This window comes from Bartonella tribocorum CIP 105476, from assembly GCF_000196435.1.
Taxonomy (GTDB): Bacteria; Pseudomonadota; Alphaproteobacteria; order Rhizobiales; family Rhizobiaceae; genus Bartonella; species Bartonella tribocorum.
In genome coordinates, this window is sequence record NC_010161.1 from 1,162,074 (window position 1) to 1,180,384 (window position 18,311).

At 37.4% G+C, this 18,311-nt stretch carries 10 protein-coding genes and 1 pseudogene; 4 read left to right on the plus strand and 7 right to left on the minus strand.

Annotated features, from left to right (window positions below):
- Position 1 precedes the first annotated feature (1 nt).
- From BTR_RS05190 to BTR_RS05205, 4 genes are read left to right on the plus strand one after another with little or no spacing between them, the layout of a single operon-like run.
- Positions 2–925: a hypothetical protein gene (locus tag BTR_RS05190; RefSeq protein WP_012231679.1), complete on the plus strand. Its 924-nt coding sequence runs from the start codon at positions 2–4 to the stop codon at positions 923–925.
- 39 nt (positions 926–964) lie between these two features.
- On the plus strand, positions 965–2,401 hold the full coding sequence (locus BTR_RS05195) for a hypothetical protein (RefSeq protein ID WP_012231680.1): 1,437 nt from the start codon (positions 965–967) through the stop codon (positions 2,399–2,401).
- Positions 2,398–4,623 (plus strand): hypothetical protein, encoded by a 2,226-nt coding sequence (locus tag BTR_RS05200; protein WP_012231681.1) that lies wholly within the window; start codon positions 2,398–2,400, stop codon positions 4,621–4,623. Before BTR_RS05195 ends, BTR_RS05200 begins: the two co-directional genes overlap by 4 nt.
- Before the next feature lie 17 nt (positions 4,624–4,640).
- Positions 4,641–5,321 (plus strand): transglycosylase SLT domain-containing protein, encoded by a 681-nt coding sequence (locus BTR_RS05205; protein ID WP_012231682.1) that lies wholly within the window; start codon positions 4,641–4,643, stop codon positions 5,319–5,321.
- Between the two features lie 1,650 nt (positions 5,322–6,971).
- Here the strand turns inward: BTR_RS05205 and BTR_RS05210 are convergent.
- From BTR_RS05210 to BTR_RS05245, 7 genes and pseudogenes are all read right to left on the minus strand, one after another.
- Positions 6,972–7,751, minus strand: a complete 780-nt coding sequence (locus BTR_RS05210) for a hypothetical protein (protein WP_012231683.1) — start codon at positions 7,749–7,751, stop codon at positions 6,972–6,974.
- Between the two features lie 104 nt (positions 7,752–7,855).
- Positions 7,856–8,434: a hypothetical protein gene (locus tag BTR_RS05215; RefSeq protein ID WP_012231684.1), complete on the minus strand. Its 579-nt coding sequence runs from the start codon at positions 8,432–8,434 to the stop codon at positions 7,856–7,858.
- 81 nt (positions 8,435–8,515) lie between these two features.
- Positions 8,516–9,289, minus strand: coding sequence for a hypothetical protein (locus BTR_RS05220; protein WP_012231685.1), 774 nt, complete (start codon positions 9,287–9,289; stop codon positions 8,516–8,518).
- An 82-nt stretch (positions 9,290–9,371) separates the two neighbouring features.
- Complete coding sequence (locus BTR_RS05225) at positions 9,372–10,142, minus strand: LbetaH domain-containing protein (protein ID WP_012231686.1); 771 nt, start codon at positions 10,140–10,142, stop codon at positions 9,372–9,374.
- 1,382 nt (positions 10,143–11,524) lie between these two features.
- A complete protein-coding gene (locus BTR_RS05230; RefSeq protein WP_012231687.1) occupies positions 11,525–16,486 on the minus strand; it encodes a DEAD/DEAH box helicase in 4,962 nt (1,653 codons plus the stop codon).
- A gap of 532 nt (positions 16,487–17,018) precedes the next feature.
- A pseudogene (locus BTR_RS05240) lies at positions 17,019–17,435 on the minus strand (DUF3987 domain-containing protein); the annotation flags it as partial.
- A gap of 438 nt (positions 17,436–17,873) precedes the next feature.
- A complete protein-coding gene (locus BTR_RS05245; RefSeq protein WP_012231624.1) occupies positions 17,874–18,296 on the minus strand; it encodes a hypothetical protein in 423 nt (140 codons plus the stop codon).
- Between the last annotated feature and the right edge of the window lie 15 nt (positions 18,297–18,311).

An 18,311-nucleotide genomic window follows, 5' to 3' on the forward strand; every position in this document is an offset into this window, starting at 1 on the left:
AATGGGGAGCGAAACACCGTCAACAACACAACAAAAACAGGTGCAGACAAGTGCCCCTCCCGCTTGGATGCAGAATGTCTTTAAGCGAGGTGGTGCTGATGCGTATAATCTGTATGATACAGGGATGGGTGGGAATGTTTATGGCGGTCCTCGTGTAGCGCCATTAAGTGATCAGACGCTCTATGGAATTGGTGGTCTTGGTAGTATTCCTAACCATTATCAAAATCGCTCTTTGATGAATACAATTTACAATCCGACATCATCAATGATGAATCTTCGACATGTAGCTTCTGGTGGTATGATGGGAGAAAATTCGTATTTCAAACAAGCACTTCAAGAAGCATTAGATGATTCAGACACTCAAATTAACAGATATTTCTCAGGGATTGGTCGTTATGCAACTCCTGATCACAGAGAGGAAGTGCGGAAAGGAAGAGATTCTATCTACGCGCGTGCTATGTTAGAGCAATATAATCGTGATGCGGACCGCATGATGCAAGCCAATGCCATGATAGACCAAGCCAATCAAAATCAATTGGGAGCCTCCAATAACTTCTTACAGGGTTATGGGAATGCTTATTCCAATGCCATACAGGGGGGAGGAGTGCTTGATACTCACAATCAGAGAGTTGTTGATGCCAATCGCGAACGTTGGCTGGAGCAAGACAATAGCGGTTGGAATAGGTTGAATATGCTTATGAACGCCGGTCATGGCTTTGCAAGGAATTACGGTACGACAACCAACAATAGTACAAGTTCTAAGATGGAGGGTAATAGCCCGTGGAAAAATGCAGGAGTTATAGGTTCTCTGGCACTTCAGGCAGCACCTATGGCTTTTGGTTACATGGCAGGTGGTCCAATGGGAGCAGCATTGGCAGCAGGAGCCCCTTATGCTTTTTTAGATTACATGAATAAGAAACAATAGCTGTATAATCATTAAAGAATAGTTTTGTAGGAGAATGTGATGGCATTTCCATTATTATTTCCATTAGCTGGGGCAGCTTTTATGGCAGCGAGAGCTGCGCCTCATATTTTTAGATATATTGCTCCCAAAGCGGTTACAGGGGCGAACAGGTTGGGACAATTAATAACAAAGAGCCCCGTGGGAAAATTCGTAACAAAGAACCCCAAATCCAGTGCATTTACGGTTGGGGGGGCAGCCATTGAAAGTATGATGACACCAGAGAAAGCACATGCTCCAAACAACCCCTATTTACAGAGTATGCAGAATCCATATGGACCATTTATGCCCTATACGGTTCCTGGAGTGGAAATGCCACTTGGAGTTGATCAACAGCCACCTATGCCAAATGCACTGGAGGAAGCCCCAGAAGATCTTAAAACTCATGTTAACGAACAAATGCAATCATTAGCGCCTGCTTCTCAAACACCTCCTCGTGAACCAACAGATGCAGAGAAATTTTTACAGTCTAATACTTATAAGTTTTTTCAATCAGATGCGTATCAGAAGCTCAAAGATCTTTTTGCAGGTATGGCGGAATCTTCATCAGACGGTTCAGGATGGGATGCGCTTGCAAGTGGTGTGAAGCGTCTTAATGAAGGTGATAAACAAAGAGGGCAGGTTAATCAAACCGTCGAGTATCTAAAGTCCAAAGGCTATAGTGAAGAAGAAGCTGCTATTATGGCACGTAATCCGCAAATGCTTAGTGCTTTGCTAACAGGTGGTAAGTCCCCAGAAGGCTTTCAATCGTATACCAATCCAGAGACAGGTGAACTTGAATATAGACCGGTTAAGGGGTCTATGCAGGAACTTGAATATAATCAGAAGCTACAAGCCCAGAAAGAATGGGAAGGTAGAAGGATAAAAAATATGTTCACCACCAAGCAGCAGTTGAGAGCTGGTTTAAATGATCTGAAAGCTGCTTTTAAACTCATTCAAAAAGGTAAGGCTACAGGATTTAAGGGGTGGTTTTCGAAAAAAGCTGGTGGAAGTGATGGGTACAAATTAGACAAATTATTGGAGGGAATTAGAGGTGGTGTTCTAAGGACGGTATTTGAGAACCTAAAATCAATGAGTTCTAGCGGAACAGTAGGAACTGGTCCTATATCAAATTTTGAAAGTCAGGCACTATCATCAATGTTTGGTTCTTTGGATGTTGGGCGAGATAAAGAGGGGTTGGAGAGGACTTTAAAAGTAATTAAAACAGCATTTGATTTTTTCAATAGGCATAATGATCTTCAACTGTACAACGCATTAACAGGTCAACCTATAGATACCCCCCAAGAAATCTCTGAAAAATATTTTGTAGATTCACCGGTTTCACAAGGAGGTAGTGCAAGCTTGCCAATTATAAGCAGCAGAGAAGAGCTAGATCGTTATCCTCTTGGAACAATAGTTAATTATAATGGTCATCCAGTATATAAGGGAGCAAAAAGATGATAAACAATAAACGTTATCGACCAGGAGATCGAATTCTTGAACTTGGTGATGATGTTTACGTAGCCGATTATCCTCTTAATCCCAGCAATTCAGGTAAACGTTATCGACCAGGAGATCGAGTTCTTGAACTTGGTGATGATGTTTATGTAGCCGACTATCCTTTATATAATAATTCTTATGAGGAAGACGCAGAACATCCCGAAATCACGCAAAGTGAGGCTTTTTGGAACTCTTTAAAGCATGGATTGAGTTTTAATTTAGATGATGAGATTGCGGGGATTACAGCGGCAGGACGTGATTCTGATGATCAGTGGGCAATAAGTGCTTTTTTGAATGGGCTTTACAACTATTGGACTGGAGATAAGCAAGCCATAGAGAAGTATGAGAAAGAAGCCAATAGACTACGTGATTATTATCGTAGGATGAGTGATCAACATTATTGGACGTCTTTGTTAGGAAATGTTGTAGGGGCTGCTTTACCTTCACTTGCGACGTTAGGAACAGGAGCGGTTGCAGGACTAGCGGGGCGGATAGCACCTTCTGCTACTTCAAAATTAGGTCAAGCCTTTTTGAAAGCCGTTCCAACACCGGTAGGTACGGGAGGGAAATGGGTAGGCGCAGGAGTGAAATATGTAGGTGGGAAAGCCAGTCCGTTTTTAGGCATCACAAAAAACACAACACTTCCTCATTTGCTTAAAGTAGGGGCGGCATCTGGTGCATTACATGGTGCAGGAGAAGGGGAAGGGTTTGGCAATACACTTACAAGTACGTTATCCGGTGCAGGTTTAGGAGCGGGTGGGGCATTAGCTGGAAGTGCTTTAGGTCATTTGGCTGGTTCTACTGTTGGTGGAATAAGAAGACTTTTTTCTCCTTCTCATACAAAAGAAGGAGTTGCAACAGACACGTTAAGAGCAATCAGTAAACATTTAGGTAAGGAGGCGTCTGAAGAGCTAGGAGAATCTGTTAAGAATGCAGTTCCTACCGATTACATAGCTGATCATAGTCCTTTTTTACAGGATCTTGTTTTTGATATCGCGAAAAGAAACCAAGGGGCTTATCTTGATTTAACCAAAAGAGCTGAACAGAGAGCGCTGGGAGGAGGGGAGCGTATTCATCAAGCTGCTGATGAACACTTTGTTCCTCGTCAAAATATTACAGGCTTAGAAGGTGATCTTACCGCGAGTAGGGAAGCAGCATCTCATACTCTTTACGAAATAGCTAAGAAGACTCCGATAGGAGAAAAATATTATGGCGCGCTTAATGAATTAATGAAACGTCCATACTTCAAACAGGCTTATAAAGAAGGGCTACAGGAGTTCACGAGTAAAGGCAAAGAAGTTGGTTCATTTTCTTCTGAGAAATTTAATCTCCTAAAAGAAAAACCAAACATGGGGGTTCTCCATGAAACGAAGGTTAAACTTGGGATTATGAAAGATGCAGCCGAGAAGATAGGAGATAATAGTAAAGTTCATACTTTAGTTGGCATTCAGAAAAAATTATTAGAGCTTATGGATGATATCTCGTCTGAATATAAGAAAGGACGGGCATTGTATCATCAATATAGTTCACGTATAGACGCCATGGATGAAGGTTCGAAAATCCTTAGCAAGGCAGTTAATAAGGATGAATTCAGTAAAATCTTTGATGAATTATCAGAGGGATCACAGGAATACTTTAAAAAGGGATCAAGGGCAGAACTTTTACAGGGCATGGGGCAAACAGGAGATAAAGTCTCCAAGGCAAAGGAGATTTTTGATACGGATGATTTATATGAACGATTTGCAAAGATTTATGGAGCCGATAAAGCTTCTGCGGTCAAGAAGGTTGTCGATAAAGAAGCCGATTATGCCGATTTTTATAACAGAATACCAGGTCGTATAGCAGATAAAGATATATCTTTTACCCATAATATCAGTATACCAACGAGTACCCGTGATGCCGCCTTTCAAACAGGAAGAGCAGCGGTGAAAGCCTCTTGGATTCCTTTCAAAGAGGCAGCGTTTAGAGAGCGTCAACGGATTGAAAAGGACGTTGTCAAATTATTAACAGGGGGGACAGAGATTAAGAATGCTCAAATTGTCGATCTCATTCAACGCATGGTGAAAGCGCATCATAATGGATACGCTACAAAAGAATGGGTGAAAAAACTATCTGCTGCTTTGTTTGGAGGTGGAGGGAAAGCCTTAACAGAGGAATTGAATGTCCTGAGTGCATTTGAATAAGAGAAGAGATTTAAGCTATGCCTCGTTATAATCCTTCAGTTGATCAAGCGATCCGTCAAGCAGCAGCGCGATATGGTTTGCCCGAAAGCTATTTGTACCGTGTTGCGCAAGTTGAAAGTGGCGGCAATCCCAATGCAAGGAATCCCCGTTCTTCTGCGGGTGGGTTGTACCAATTTATAGACAGCACAGCCAAACAATATGGTTTGCAAGACCGTTTTGATCCCATGCAGGCAGCCGATGCCATGGGGCGTTTGACCCTTGATAATCGCAATCATTTAAGCCGTGTTTTGGGAAGAGCGCCTACTGATGCAGAATTGTATTTAGCCCATCAACAAGGGGCAGGTGGAGCCGCGCGTCTTTTGCAAAATCCCCATGCTAATGCAGCGCAATTGGTTGGAAGTAATGCGGTTGGTTTGAATGCAGGCAATAACGCAATGCGCGCAAGTGATTTTGTTAATCGTGTGTTACAGATGTATGGGGGACAGCCTTATCGAGCAAGCCCTATTGTGCAAGGTGGTTTTGGCAATAGAGACAACATGTTAGAGGTTTTACGGGCATTATTAGCGTCACAAGAAGAGTCTTCGGAAGAAGAAGAGAGTGATGAAGATGATAACCCTTTAATGACGCCATTCATGCGGGCATTTTACGGACCATTTTACCCGAAATTAGGATTCATATTATACAGAAAAATACAATAAAGTCAATATGTTGAGTGTAATTATTTTATATGAATCCACTTAAGAATCCATCCTTTTATACGTGATTCATTTGACCATTTTTATATAAGATTGCCATGTATGAATAGATCATAAAAAGCAAATCATGATGTAAATATTATAACGCATGGGTGCATTCAAATGAAATGAAAAACAGATATCATTCATAACAGTTTATAAATTTTATGATACGTTTTTATCACAGCACAAATCGCATTGTTTAAAATTTAGTCGTTTGGAACTATCGATAACATATGTTTAAAGATTACTTCTTATTTTAAAGATTGGATTGTTAATCGCATAAAATAACAAATTAACGTTCGCCAAAATTGGCGAGCGCAAAATCTAAAGAGTGTTATAGCAATATTAGATCGTTCTATAAGAGGTAATCGTTTGAAACTGTTATAAGGTAAATTGTATCAAAAGATACGCATTTATAGAAAATAGAGATCATATAGTTTTCCCCAAAATTGGGTAAAACCTTTAAAATGGCATTAAAGAAATTAACAGTTTGAAGCATTCATAAGCTTATAGGTTTAATTCATAAAGATTGCACAAAGGATTTAAAGACAAGATTGATTTTATAACCACGGTATTTTTTTACCGAGGTAGGAAATAAAGGTAATGAAATTCAAAACATCATATCTTATGAAATTGAAAGCCTTCTAATGAGATAACGCAAGCAAGCAAAAAACGTTTTAAGAGCATAATATGAAAGCAAACGAGGTTACCCCAAATTTGGATTGAGTGATTTTAGTCTCCTCAAATTTGAGGGCACCTATTGAGATAAAGATAAGCAAACAAATTTCAAAATCGTTATAACATCATAAGGTACGGAATTTTTCTAAATTTTTAGACAAAACGCCATTGTTTAAAGAATGCTCTATTCTAAAGATAACGAGCTCGAATTTGAGCTGGTTGATTTTGCCAACTCAAAATTAAGCCAGCTTATTTGTAAAAAGTTACATTTAATGAAAAGTAAAAATACGCTTATGAGAGCCTCTCTAAATACACGTTTAAACATTTGAAACATAAAATGAGATTTTTATAAGAAACGTTTGAAACGGATGTTTATAACAGTTTTTAAAGCCTTACCTTTGATAAAAGCGGTTGTTTATTTGTCTTATGAGAGATTGTTTTAAAAGCCAACGCTCGTAAATGTAAAAAACGGATTTTGTTAAAGCTACCAAGTATTTTGATTTGTTTGATAGGCTTTGACTTTAGACAATGCGTTATTTCAATTTACTCAACTCAATTTTAAAGCCAGTATATTGAAACGTTTTAAAAGAAGCATTTTGATCATGTGCTTTATTTCAAATGACCACCTCACAAATGAGGGCGTTATGATTGATATATTTAATAGCAACGAAAAGCGTTTATAGGCTTTCTCATTCAAAAGAGTGATTAAAGATCATACGCATCATTTACATTTCTTTTGATAAGTTTTCATATCTCTAATAGAGCGCTTGTAATATAATACGTTTTGTATATATGTGTCATTACCTTGATTAGGGTTGATTCATAAGGATAGACATTTGAAAGCCGCGTCATATCATTTGGCACGGCTTTTTTTTGCATTCTCTCTTTTATGATGGGTTTATAACCATCAAGAAGGCGCTCCCATACCTATTTTTATTCTGTTTTATCAATAATCTTAACGACATTATCGCTTTGATAAACCTCACAATTTTTGGGAACCAACTTTGCTTTGCTTTTTGTATTGATTGTTGCATTGCCATAAGCACGCCCCCAGATTGTTGCACAATGTAAGATTTTTGCATTGCCATAGACAGAGCCATAAACCTCACAAGAGCCCCCCACGCGCGCATTGCCATAGACCTTGCCATAAATCTTTGCACGACCATTAATCACAGCATAATTATAAATTTTCGCATGGCTATAAATGCAAGCAGAGCCACAAACCCTAGCATGACCATAGACGCGTGCATAACTAAAAACCGTAGCATCATAAGAAACATGGGCATGGTCATAAATATGAGCATCAGCAAGAACGCGGGCAGCACCACTCACATGAGCATTGCCATAAACATTGCCATACACATGAGCACTCCCATAAACACAAGCCTGATCATAAATCTTTGCATATTGAGAGATAAAAGCCTTGCTATAGACCTCAGCATTGCCATAGACGAGACCACAGACTTGAGAATAATGCCGTATTTTTGCATCATCATAAACACGGGCATGACCATAGACACAAGCATCATCATAGACCCAGCAATTGCCATCATGGGCTAGGTTGACTTCCTTTTCGATAAAACCGCCTAAAGCACCCGCTTTTATATCATCAAAATCTCTTAAAGCCCGAATGCGATAAAGGCTTGTGATATTGCGAGTAAGAGCATGTTTGATTTTTTTGATTTCACTGGTTAATTCGTATTTTTTGCACATAGGAGTACCCTCACAATCTAATGTGATAAACGTTTTCTAAAATTTGAAATGGAAAATTGGATTGAAAGCAGGCGCCCCCGCCGCGCCCGCCGCTGCTTTATTGATTAAACCCAGACAATTTCTAACTCGCCATAAGGAGAGAGACGTTCAGTATAGGTTTTAATTTTAGTAGACCCGCCGACATTTTCACGAATAACAGCAATGCCATGGATATGAGCATTTTCATAAATATGCACGTCATTTGCTATACGCGCGTTTTCATAAACCCTAGCATTGTCATAAACATAGGCATTATCATAAATAATAGCCTTGCCATACACATGAGCATTGCCATAGACACGGGAATTATCAGAAACAACGGCATTGCCATAAACATGGGCATTATCATAAATATAGCCAGCAGCGATAGCATTATCATAAACGCGGGCATGACCATAGATATGACCACAAGCGACAGCCTTGCCAAAAACCCTTGCGTTTTCATAAACGTGACCATTTTTAAACACAAGAGCATCATCATAAACCCAGCAATTGCCATCATGAGAGAGGTTATCTTCCTTTTCGATAAAGCCGCCCAAGGCACCAGCTTTAACATCAGCAAAGTCTTTTAATGCTTGGATACGATAAAGGGTATGATTACCAAATACACGCGTTTCATTTGTGAGTGCAAACTTTTTTTGCATGGCACAATTCCTTTATAAATAGATTTAAATTTTAAAATGAAGAATTTAAAAGGGGGCGCCCCCGCCGCGCCCGCGCATTATTTACGCAGCGTCTTTTATAGACTGATTATCATCACAAATATCATTCGTAATTTTTTCACGGCTATTAACCACGGCATTACCATAGATTTGTACATCATGATCAATATTGGATTTACCATAGACCTTTGCATTTTCATAAATTCTTGCAAAGGACCCCACCCGAGCCGAGCCAGAAACCTTTGCATCATCAAAAATACTTGCAAAACTCTTAATCCAAGCATTACAAAAGACATGGGCATTGCCATAAATACACGCCCCCCCATAAATGCGTGATTTACCATAAACATGGGAATTCCCATAAACAAAGCCACTCACATGAGCATTTTCATATACACGGGCATTATCATAAATATGTGCATTAGGAGAAACATTAGCATTATCACAAACCATGGCATTGCCATAAACTAGACCACAGATCCTAGCATTGTTACTAATTTTTGCATTGTCATAAATGCTAGCATCATGACCGAATACCCATGCCTTATCACAAACCACGGCATTCCCATAAACTTTAGACCCCCTAGCAATAATGGCGTCATTACGTATTTTTGCATTATCAGAAACGACGGCATTGCAAAAAACGGTAGCATTATCGTAAACCCAGCAATTGCCATCATGAGAGAGATTGCTTTCATTTTCAATAAAACCACCTAATGCCCCCGCCTTAACATCATCAAAATCTCTTAAAGCACGAATGCGGTGTACAGTAATCCCTTCAAAAGTGTGATTTTCATTAGTCAATTCATATTTTTTAGATGCAGTTATAGTGGACATAGGTAACTCCCTAAGTTTATATTTGATAAATTTTAAAATGAGATGTTTAAAGAGGGGCGCCCCCGCCGCGCCCGCGCGTTATTTACGCAGCGTCACTTTCATATTCGCTGTCATTATCATCATCATAATACCCCTCACAATCAGCATAATATTCATGACGGTAATAATCATCTTCACTCCCAAATTCAGGATATGCATCATCACAAACATCTTCATTGGCAGTTAAAGAGGCATTGCTATGAATATAAGAATTCCCTGAGATAAGAGCATCACAAACCATGGCATCATCAAAAACCCGTGCATCATCACAAATATAAGCAGAGCCACTTATTTTTGCATTGCCCCCGACATGAGCATTATCACAAATCACGGCGTTATCAGAAATATGAGCATAATCAGTTACATAGGCATTATCATAAAGTTGTGCATTGCCTTCAATTACAACGGCATTGCTAGCATGAGCATTGCCTGAAAGTTTAGCATTGTCCTTTAATGTTCTTCCTTCAAAAATAGCATTACCATAAATTTGAGCATTGCCATAAACGTCAACAAAAAAGCTTTTTACTTTAGCATTTCCAAAGACGCGTGCATTTTGAAAGACCCTTGCTTTATTATAAACCCAGCAATTTCCCTCATGAGAGAGATTATCTTCACTTTCAATATAGCCACCTAAGTCCCCTTTTTTGACATCATCAAAATCTCTTAAAGCTCTAATTCGAGTTAAGAAATGACCATCGATATATTCACAATCATCAATAAATTCGTATTTTTTTGCAGGTTCTTTTTGATTAACAGATGCAATTTCATTTGAAATGTTAGAGAGAAGGGGGGTGTTTTTTAAGATATTTGTCATAATTAAAACCTTGATGTTAATGACGTTTCTATTGACACTCGATAAGAGCGCCGGGCGCTAGAAACACGGCATCAAGTCCGTTGTTACGCTTTTCTCATAAGAGTATTGTATGGCGTAACTACACCCGACAAACTCATTATATGCTAATCATAACATAAAAGACAGTCAGTATTTTAAAAGATGGGAAAGATTGTTTCGTAATCTACCCGCTTGATGTTTAAGTGTTTCTATCACTTGATTATTTATATAACAAAATACGTATTTATTGTCAATTAATATTTTATCTTTTTTGATATTTTTTTGTATTTTTTTAAATGCATTGTGTATTGATAATATCTTATGCTTATGAATTGCGTCTTTTATATTTATGCGCTTTTAAAGCTATATTATAGGCTTTCTGAAACAATGGCGTTATTTTTTGAATCTATACATTTATAATATTTAGAAATGCTCTCATAATGCGTTTTTTTAACTTTATAACCTATCAGTTTTTTCACTAAATGAATTTAAATTTTTTTGTGAATTTTGTTTATAACACATTTATCATTTGCACTATCTTAATAGGCACCGCGCTCTTATAACCAACCCTTTCATTTGCATTATGAATATAAGACCTTGCTGTTTTACGCATTCTTTATAGCTGTTATCTTCTTTATAACCATGGCATCATTTTTTATTTTCATAAGAGAAACGATAAATAGGATAATTGCGATTTATAGACTGTTATGAAAACATTTAAAGAGAAACTGATAACTATAGAGATTAGCAAAATCCCTTTTATTGAATTTTATCAGTTCTTTTGAATGATAACCTTATGATTTAGAGAATGATTACAACGTGCTTTTATAAAAAGCATATGATCCTTTAAAGCTTTTCAAAAGATAGCTTGTAACTCATAAGAAATGCTATCAAGATCATTAGGTTATGAGTTTTGGGGGGGCTTTTTGTACGTATTATTTTATTTTTTTAAACAAAAACAAAAGTTATTATATTTCAATATGTTAATGTTTTAAAGAAACAACCTATATTAAATACAATCCGTAAATACAATCTATAATATATATAAAAAGGGGTTTTGTAGGGGTTTTGGGGGTTTTAAGAACCGACAAAACCTATAAGTAAAATGAATATATATAACTCTCTTTAAACAAAGCTTTTGAGAACAATAAAGCACTCATTTTAGATTACGGTATAACCTCTTAAAGGCAATCCAAATGAGAGTATCTAAAAGTGCAAGTTTTTTCTTTTTAGAATAACGCATGACAAATTATCCTTTTAAAGATTAGATGTAATAAACTTAACAAAAGAGGTATAGATTATGGTTATAAGCTCTATACCCCTTATGCGTTTATCATACCCATTATGTGAGCATGCTTTATAAGTTATTCAGTTTCTCTTATTTCTAATTTTGGTAAGTTTTTTACGATTTTCATTGTCTCTAAACTTACGGTAATAACCCTTTGAAACAACTCTAGAGGGTAGGCGGGGTTGCCAATGGTCTCAACAGCATAGCGATTGGCATCATTCACAATGCCACTCTTTTTATCAGTCTTAACACATTGACGCCCCATAACCCATTCAAGAGCGGGTTTACCATTGACAATATATTCATAAGCTTCAAGAGGGATATCTGTTATGGTAATATTGCTATTATAAATAACTGTTGATTTATCCTTTTCCTTACTATTCCCAGCGAATTTCATTTCAGTTACATAATAGAATTTTTCTGGATTAGAGATATCAGTTAATTTTGGATTACCCTTTTTAAAAGTTACTGGATAAGGCTCTACATCTTCATAATTCACGTGCAGATGACCCAGTTCACGCCCTGCTGTTACAAACTTCCAAAAGTCATCAGCATTCTTTACACAAGGGATACGAGGTAATTCTTTGCATAAATTATCAGCATAACGGGCGCGATAATCTTCCGAATGAAGCAAACCGTAAACATAATAGAATAGATCATCTTTAGTGATTTTTTCATTAGGATAAGCCGCTTTAAAATGCGCTAATCCTTCATCAGTTATGGCATCACGGCGTTGTAAACCAGCTGTTGTGTTTGCTTCTGTAAATAAATGGGATTGCCTCTCATTTTTGCTTTCTGAAACCGTAGTATCTTCGTAAATATAGCGTGGAAAGCATTGACCAGTATCTATTGCATGAAGGTTAGGTAAATCCTTACTCATCAAAACAGAAAAACCACTCATAGTTCCTACAGAAGCAACTTGTATTACCATATTTTCAACTACCTTCTCCATAGGGAATATACGCGGGATTTGATAAACCATTTCATTGAAGGTTCGACTATAATAGAGCCACTGTCGTGTAAATGGGCGATACAAACTTTGCGTAAGGTATGTCTCTTCAAATTCAAAAATTTTTCCTTTTACCAAATCTTGTTTAAGTGCACGGCTCCAACTTATCTTTCTCTCATCTGTATTGACGAAATCATTTACAGCCTTTGCACGTTTTTTACGGTCAGTATCTGTGTAAGCATCATTAAAACGCTCCACTTCACTGTTATAAAAGGCAATCATATTACTCATGTTGTTAGCTAAAGCCTGATGGCTTGCATTATATGCCCAAATATCGCGAGTGGTTATAATTCCACGAGAAAACGTTTCAAAGAGCTTTTTATTATTATTACCTTTCTTATCACCCAAGGTTAGAAAGGTAGCAAAACTGTCATCACGTTGCTTAATCCAGTCGCCATGCTCGTCTGGTTTAATCAATTGCCAACCGCTTTCACGCATGACACCACCAATACTACCAAAGTATTCGAGAGCTGTAAGTTTTTCTTTTGTTGTGAGATTATCACCAATGTCGTGATAGTAAATTTTACAATCTCCAGAAACATTGGGATTTTTGATAAATAGTGTCACAGCAATACCCGTCATACTTCCATTGCCAAAAACATTTTCTCCTTCTTGGGCGTTATTTTTATTCATCATATTTTTACGGATATCCCCCCGTAAATTAAGTACATAAATACTCGTAAATTCTTTGGCTAAAGATTTTCGTAAACTGTCCATTGTTGGCTTGTCTATGTAACCAGATCCAGAGACAAAGCCGATTACCCCCGCATTATCAATACGGTCACTAGCCCAGCGTATAGCACGAATATAACTGTCATAAAGCGCTCGTATATTCGTTACTTTAGATTGAGCAGCATAGGTTTCACGAATACGATTATCGAGTATAGGATAAGGGGTATTCTTCGCATTATCATTTTCATTTTTTTGTCCTACCGAATAAGGAGGATTACCAAAGATAACTTTGATATCCAGTTTCTTTTGATATTCCAAATATTCACTGTTTTCTTTAAACAATTCCTGTAGCAGATTCTTCTCTTCAAGCATGCGGAATGTATCGGTCAAGCCAATATGCTTGAAAGGGATGTACTCACCTTTCATAAGACTATGATACGTCGTTTCAATGTTAATCGCTGCTATGTAATAGGCTAGCAAAACAATTTCATTGGCATGGATATCATGACGGAACTTATATTCCATATCCTCTGGTTTGATGAGATTGGATTGTAAAAGCCGTGTGATAAAAGTACCCGTTCCCGTAAAGGGGTCAAGAATAGACACACCACGTGACCCTAAGCTTTTTCCAAATTCATTACGCAACACATCATCAACAGAATGAATGATAAAATCAACAACCTTAACGGGCGTATAAACAATTCCAAGCTTATCCGTGGTTTTCTTAAATGCCTTGGCAAAAAAACTTTCATAAAGTTTGATAATAAGATTCTGTTTTGCATGAGTTTCGGTGATGCCTGCTGTACAGAATGTGACACTTTTGTAGAATTTATCAAGATCTTTCGTTTTCTCTTCGATATTCGTTTTATCCAGTTCCGTTAAGATCTTATCCATAGCTTGCGAAATGGCATTGTTCTGTACAAATTCATTACCGTCAAATAAAGCTTCAAACACGGGACGCGTGACAAGATGTTGGGCTAACATCTCAATGGCTTCCTCTTTTTTGATTTCACTGTTGACGTTGTTCTTTAATTCCTTATGAAAGGCATCAAAAGCATGAAAGGCTTCACTCTTTTCATCGGAAATCATATCTTTAAGATGATTGATATGGTTTTGAGCAATCTCAGCAACATTGTTCGCCCATATGCCCCAATAATCCGTGATTTTAAAACTATCCAGAAAAATGGCTTTGACAAAATCAAAAAATTCAGAACGGGGGAATAAGTCTCCTTGTCCTCCAGATACCGATTGAGTTTTGCTTTCTGCTGTTCCAATGGTATGCCCAGAACTTTCTGTTTTTGATGGTATCGAGATCTCATCAACCGTTGTGGTGAGTTCTTGTAATTCATTGGCACGCTTAATCTCTATAATCTCAATCGTATGGCTGCTATCTTGTCCTAAAGACATTTGATTAATCGTCCGAGCAAGTCTTTCATCATGAGAATGTAAAGCATCCAAAACTTGCCAAATAACACGGTATCTCTTATTGTTTTTTAAAGCCTTTTTGGCTTCTAAGTGTGAAGGAATGATAATGGGTAAAATGATATAGCCTGTTTTCTTATTTGGAGCACGACGCATCACACGCCCTACCGCCTGTATCACATCGACTTGGCTATTGCGCGGGTGTAAAAACATGATGGCATCAAGAGCAGGAACATCAATCCCTTCAGACAGACACCGAACATTGCTTAAAATCCGACAAACGTTTTGACCCGTATCTTCTTTAAGCCAATCCAATTCCTCATTGCGTTTTTTGACGCTTTGCGTTCCGTCGATATGTCTTACTTCACAGTTCAAAAAAGGAACGGTTTGAAGGAAATCATCAATATGAGATTTGATAATTTTATTGAAGAGCTTTGTAATATATTGAGAGGTGTTGATGTCTTTGCAAAAAGCTAAAGCACATTGCATGGGCTCTGTATCATCATCATCGATAGCTGCTTGCTTATCTATTTTAGTCAGTGCTCTATAACAACCAATAATTTTTGCCGCATCATCTAAATCAATTTCACGGTTTTCATTGGCAATAATCTCCTGTATGGCTGGTGTGATATAGGTTTCATTAATACCCAAGACCACAATCTTGTAAGGAGTTAAAAGTTCATTATCGACAGCTTCCGCGAAGGTATAATGATGGAGTTGTTTTCCAAAAAGCGTTTCGTCATCCATAGATGCGAGAACGGCATTAATCTCATCAGCACGCCTTTTGGCAGTGTCACTAAAGATACGAGGCGTTGCAGTCATATACAGACGTTTTTTGCCCCGAATGATGCTGTTATCGTGAACCTTGATAAATTCGGATTCATTGTCTTCACTTCCCAATGAAGCCCCAGTCGTTCTATGCGCTTCATCACAGATGATCAAATCAAATTCGGGTAATCCATGCTCTTTTTGCGCATCCGAAATCACTTGGATAGAATGGTAAGTTGAAAAAACCACCGTCATTGCATCTTCTAGGTTTTCACAAGCTTCTTTGGCAAGGGCTTGGGCATCCGTGGTAGCAGGGAGAACAAGATCTGATGTTTCCATGCCAACAATATCCTCTTGGTTTTTACGACGCTTGCCTACTTTTGTATCCGAACACACCGCAAAGGAACGCAACGGGACTTGTGCATCGGTTGTCCATTCACGGATTGTTTGTGAGACTAAAGCCAGAGAAGGAACCAGAAACAAAACACGCTTGCCTTTCCCAGCAAGGGTTTCTGCTATCTTCAAACTGGTGAAAGTTTTCCCCGTACCACATGCCATAATGAGCTTGCCACGGTCTGCTTCTTTTAAACCTTCACAGACTTTCTTGATAGCTTCTTCTTGATGGGGACGAGGCTTTTTTGTTGATTTAAGAAGAACTTCTTTTTTGGTTGCATAGATTTGCCAATCTATCCGACTGTTTTCCATATGACGAAGGTCAATGCGATAAACGGGTATCGCTTGTCCTTTAATCATGGCATTCACATTGTCACTTAATTCCACTTCCGTACTATCAACAAGAAGACGATATTTAAAGATGTCTTTTCCAGATGCCGCGATAAAGCTATCAATATCCTTTTTACTAATCTGGTGGTCTGCTTGATAAAACTTACATTGAATAGCGACATAGCCCTCTTGATTGCGAAGCTTAGCAACCAGATCAATACCGATATCATTTTTATTCCAACCTTCACGCTCTTTCGCCCATTCATAATAGGTTTCTACCTTTTCGTAGCGTCCATAATGGAGAGGGTCTTTCGTCAAATAAGCTATGACAAGGTTTTCAAACAGAGTTCCTAATTCACGAAGTGATTTTGCTTGTTGACGGTAATATTCCAACAGAGAGCGTAGCGTGACATGTTCATGATCAGACTTAAGAGATTGCAGCATATTATAACAGAGCTCCGTTTTGGTATGAGAGGGTTAATTCTTTTCAAAAGAATCAAAATGAAGCTTATTAAATCCATTTTGAACGAATTGAGAAAAAATGCAGAAAAATGCATAAAAACGGATAATTTTTTTCAAAAGGGGTTTTTAAAGGTTGTTTATCCACAGCCTATGATGCATGGTTAGATCAGCAAAGTAGTAAAATTTGCTATTCGTTTCACGGGTTAATCAAGATAAATGCACTTATGTTCTTTAAAATATCATAATGAGTATTTTGATAGGTTTTGTCGGTTCTTAAAACCCCCAAAACCCCTACAAACCCCCTTTTTATATATATCATAGATTGTATTTACGGATTGTATTTAATATAGGTTGTTTCTTTAAAACATTAACATATTGAAATATAATAACTTTTGTTTTTGTTTAAAAAAATAAAATAATACGTACAAAAAGCCCCCCCCAAAACTCATAATGGGGAGTGCTTTGAAGAGTTCACTGTTATATTGTTAATGTTCTATAAGATTTCCAAATTGCCTCAGTGTGATGTTTTATGGCTTGTCACTAAGGGATTCCATTCATAGCGTATGGTAGGGCGACCGCCTTGTGAGCTCTTGTCTTCAGAGATTTCACGTATATAGTTACAACGGCATAAAAGCTCTAAAGCTTGCTTAACGGCTCCATTATCTTTGAAACATTTCCAATCACGTTTATAAATATCCCTTGTTGTAAAAACATCGGGTAAACAATCACAACGCTCGACAATTAATTTTGCTCCCTCTGTTGCTAAGCTATCCGCCGCCGCATAAAGCTTTTTGACATGACTTAATAAATATTTTTCCCAATACAAGGCTCTTTCAAGGGCATCTCTATTGATTTCAAAATGACCATCCTCAACCAGTTCAAAAATCAACGCAAGGGTTGCTATGGTCTTAGGCATTTTTAAAAGATGCGATTGTAAACTTTCTGAGTGAGCCCTCCATTATGATTTTTTATTAAAGGAAAAAAATAACAGTAATCATTTCAGATTTACACAATGAAAGAAAACTTTTTAGTTTTTCTGTTAGTGATGAAAATGTATTTCAAACAATAATGAGTATGTTTTCAATTAATTTAAGTGATCCATAATTACATTTCGAATACGAATTTGGTATATACAAAAATGACTTTAGACTTAGCTAAATATTGCTATGAAGAATACAAACAGAACTAAGAAAATGAGAAATAAAGATTTTTTTGATTTTATGAAGAAAGAAATAGCATGACTAATATCCAGTAGAAATATTTCGTTTGGTAGTTTTGCCCTTCAAAAAAGCTATATAAACGAGAGATTTTCATTTAACCATTATTTTTAAAGATGTGTAAAAACCTTTGTTATAAGTACTTTATTGAGTTAGAAATCTATACCAATAGCTTTGGCTTGCATTTTTTCGTAGAGTTTTTGCATTGCCTTGATATTTTCTCTTCGCACATCAATAATCGATTTTTCAATAGATGTTAAACGCGCTTTGTCCAGATTTCCTAGTCGTGTATAATGGGATGCCATCGCTTTCCGTGCTTCATCATAAGGCAATCCGCCTTTTCGGTGCTTTGATAGACTATGTCCCCTATTTATCGCATCATATTTCTCAGGATTGGAAACTAGTTTTATGTGATCCTTAACAACACCTATTTCAATTAATGCTGTTTCAAGGCTACTAACCATAGCTTTACTATTAGCATACCGAAGCAAATCATCCTTTATAAAGTCACTTTCCGTATCAATAAGCAATGGTAAATCACCATTTTTACCAACATCACGAATATGATCACACAAATTATTTCGTACATT

Excerpts from the sequence above, each read along its gene's own strand:
- BTR_RS05200 (WP_012231681.1), top strand. The coding sequence starts at position 2,398 with ATGATAAACAATAAACGTTATCGACCAGGAGATCGAATTCTTGAACTT.
- BTR_RS05230 (WP_012231687.1), bottom strand. The coding sequence starts at position 16,486 with ATGCTGCAATCTCTTAAGTCTGATCATGAACATGTCACGCTACGCTCT.
- BTR_RS05215 (WP_012231684.1), bottom strand. The coding sequence starts at position 8,434 with ATGCAAAAAAAGTTTGCACTCACAAATGAAACGCGTGTATTTGGTAAT.
- BTR_RS05195 (WP_012231680.1), top strand. The coding sequence starts at position 965 with ATGGCATTTCCATTATTATTTCCATTAGCTGGGGCAGCTTTTATGGCA.
- BTR_RS05225 (WP_012231686.1), bottom strand. The coding sequence starts at position 10,142 with ATGACAAATATCTTAAAAAACACCCCCCTTCTCTCTAACATTTCAAAT.
- BTR_RS05210 (WP_012231683.1), bottom strand. The coding sequence starts at position 7,751 with ATGTGCAAAAAATACGAATTAACCAGTGAAATCAAAAAAATCAAACAT.
- BTR_RS05190 (WP_012231679.1), top strand. The coding sequence starts at position 2 with ATGGGGAGCGAAACACCGTCAACAACACAACAAAAACAGGTGCAGACA.
- BTR_RS05220 (WP_012231685.1), bottom strand. The coding sequence starts at position 9,289 with ATGTCCACTATAACTGCATCTAAAAAATATGAATTGACTAATGAAAAT.
- BTR_RS05205 (WP_012231682.1), top strand. The coding sequence starts at position 4,641 with ATGCCTCGTTATAATCCTTCAGTTGATCAAGCGATCCGTCAAGCAGCA.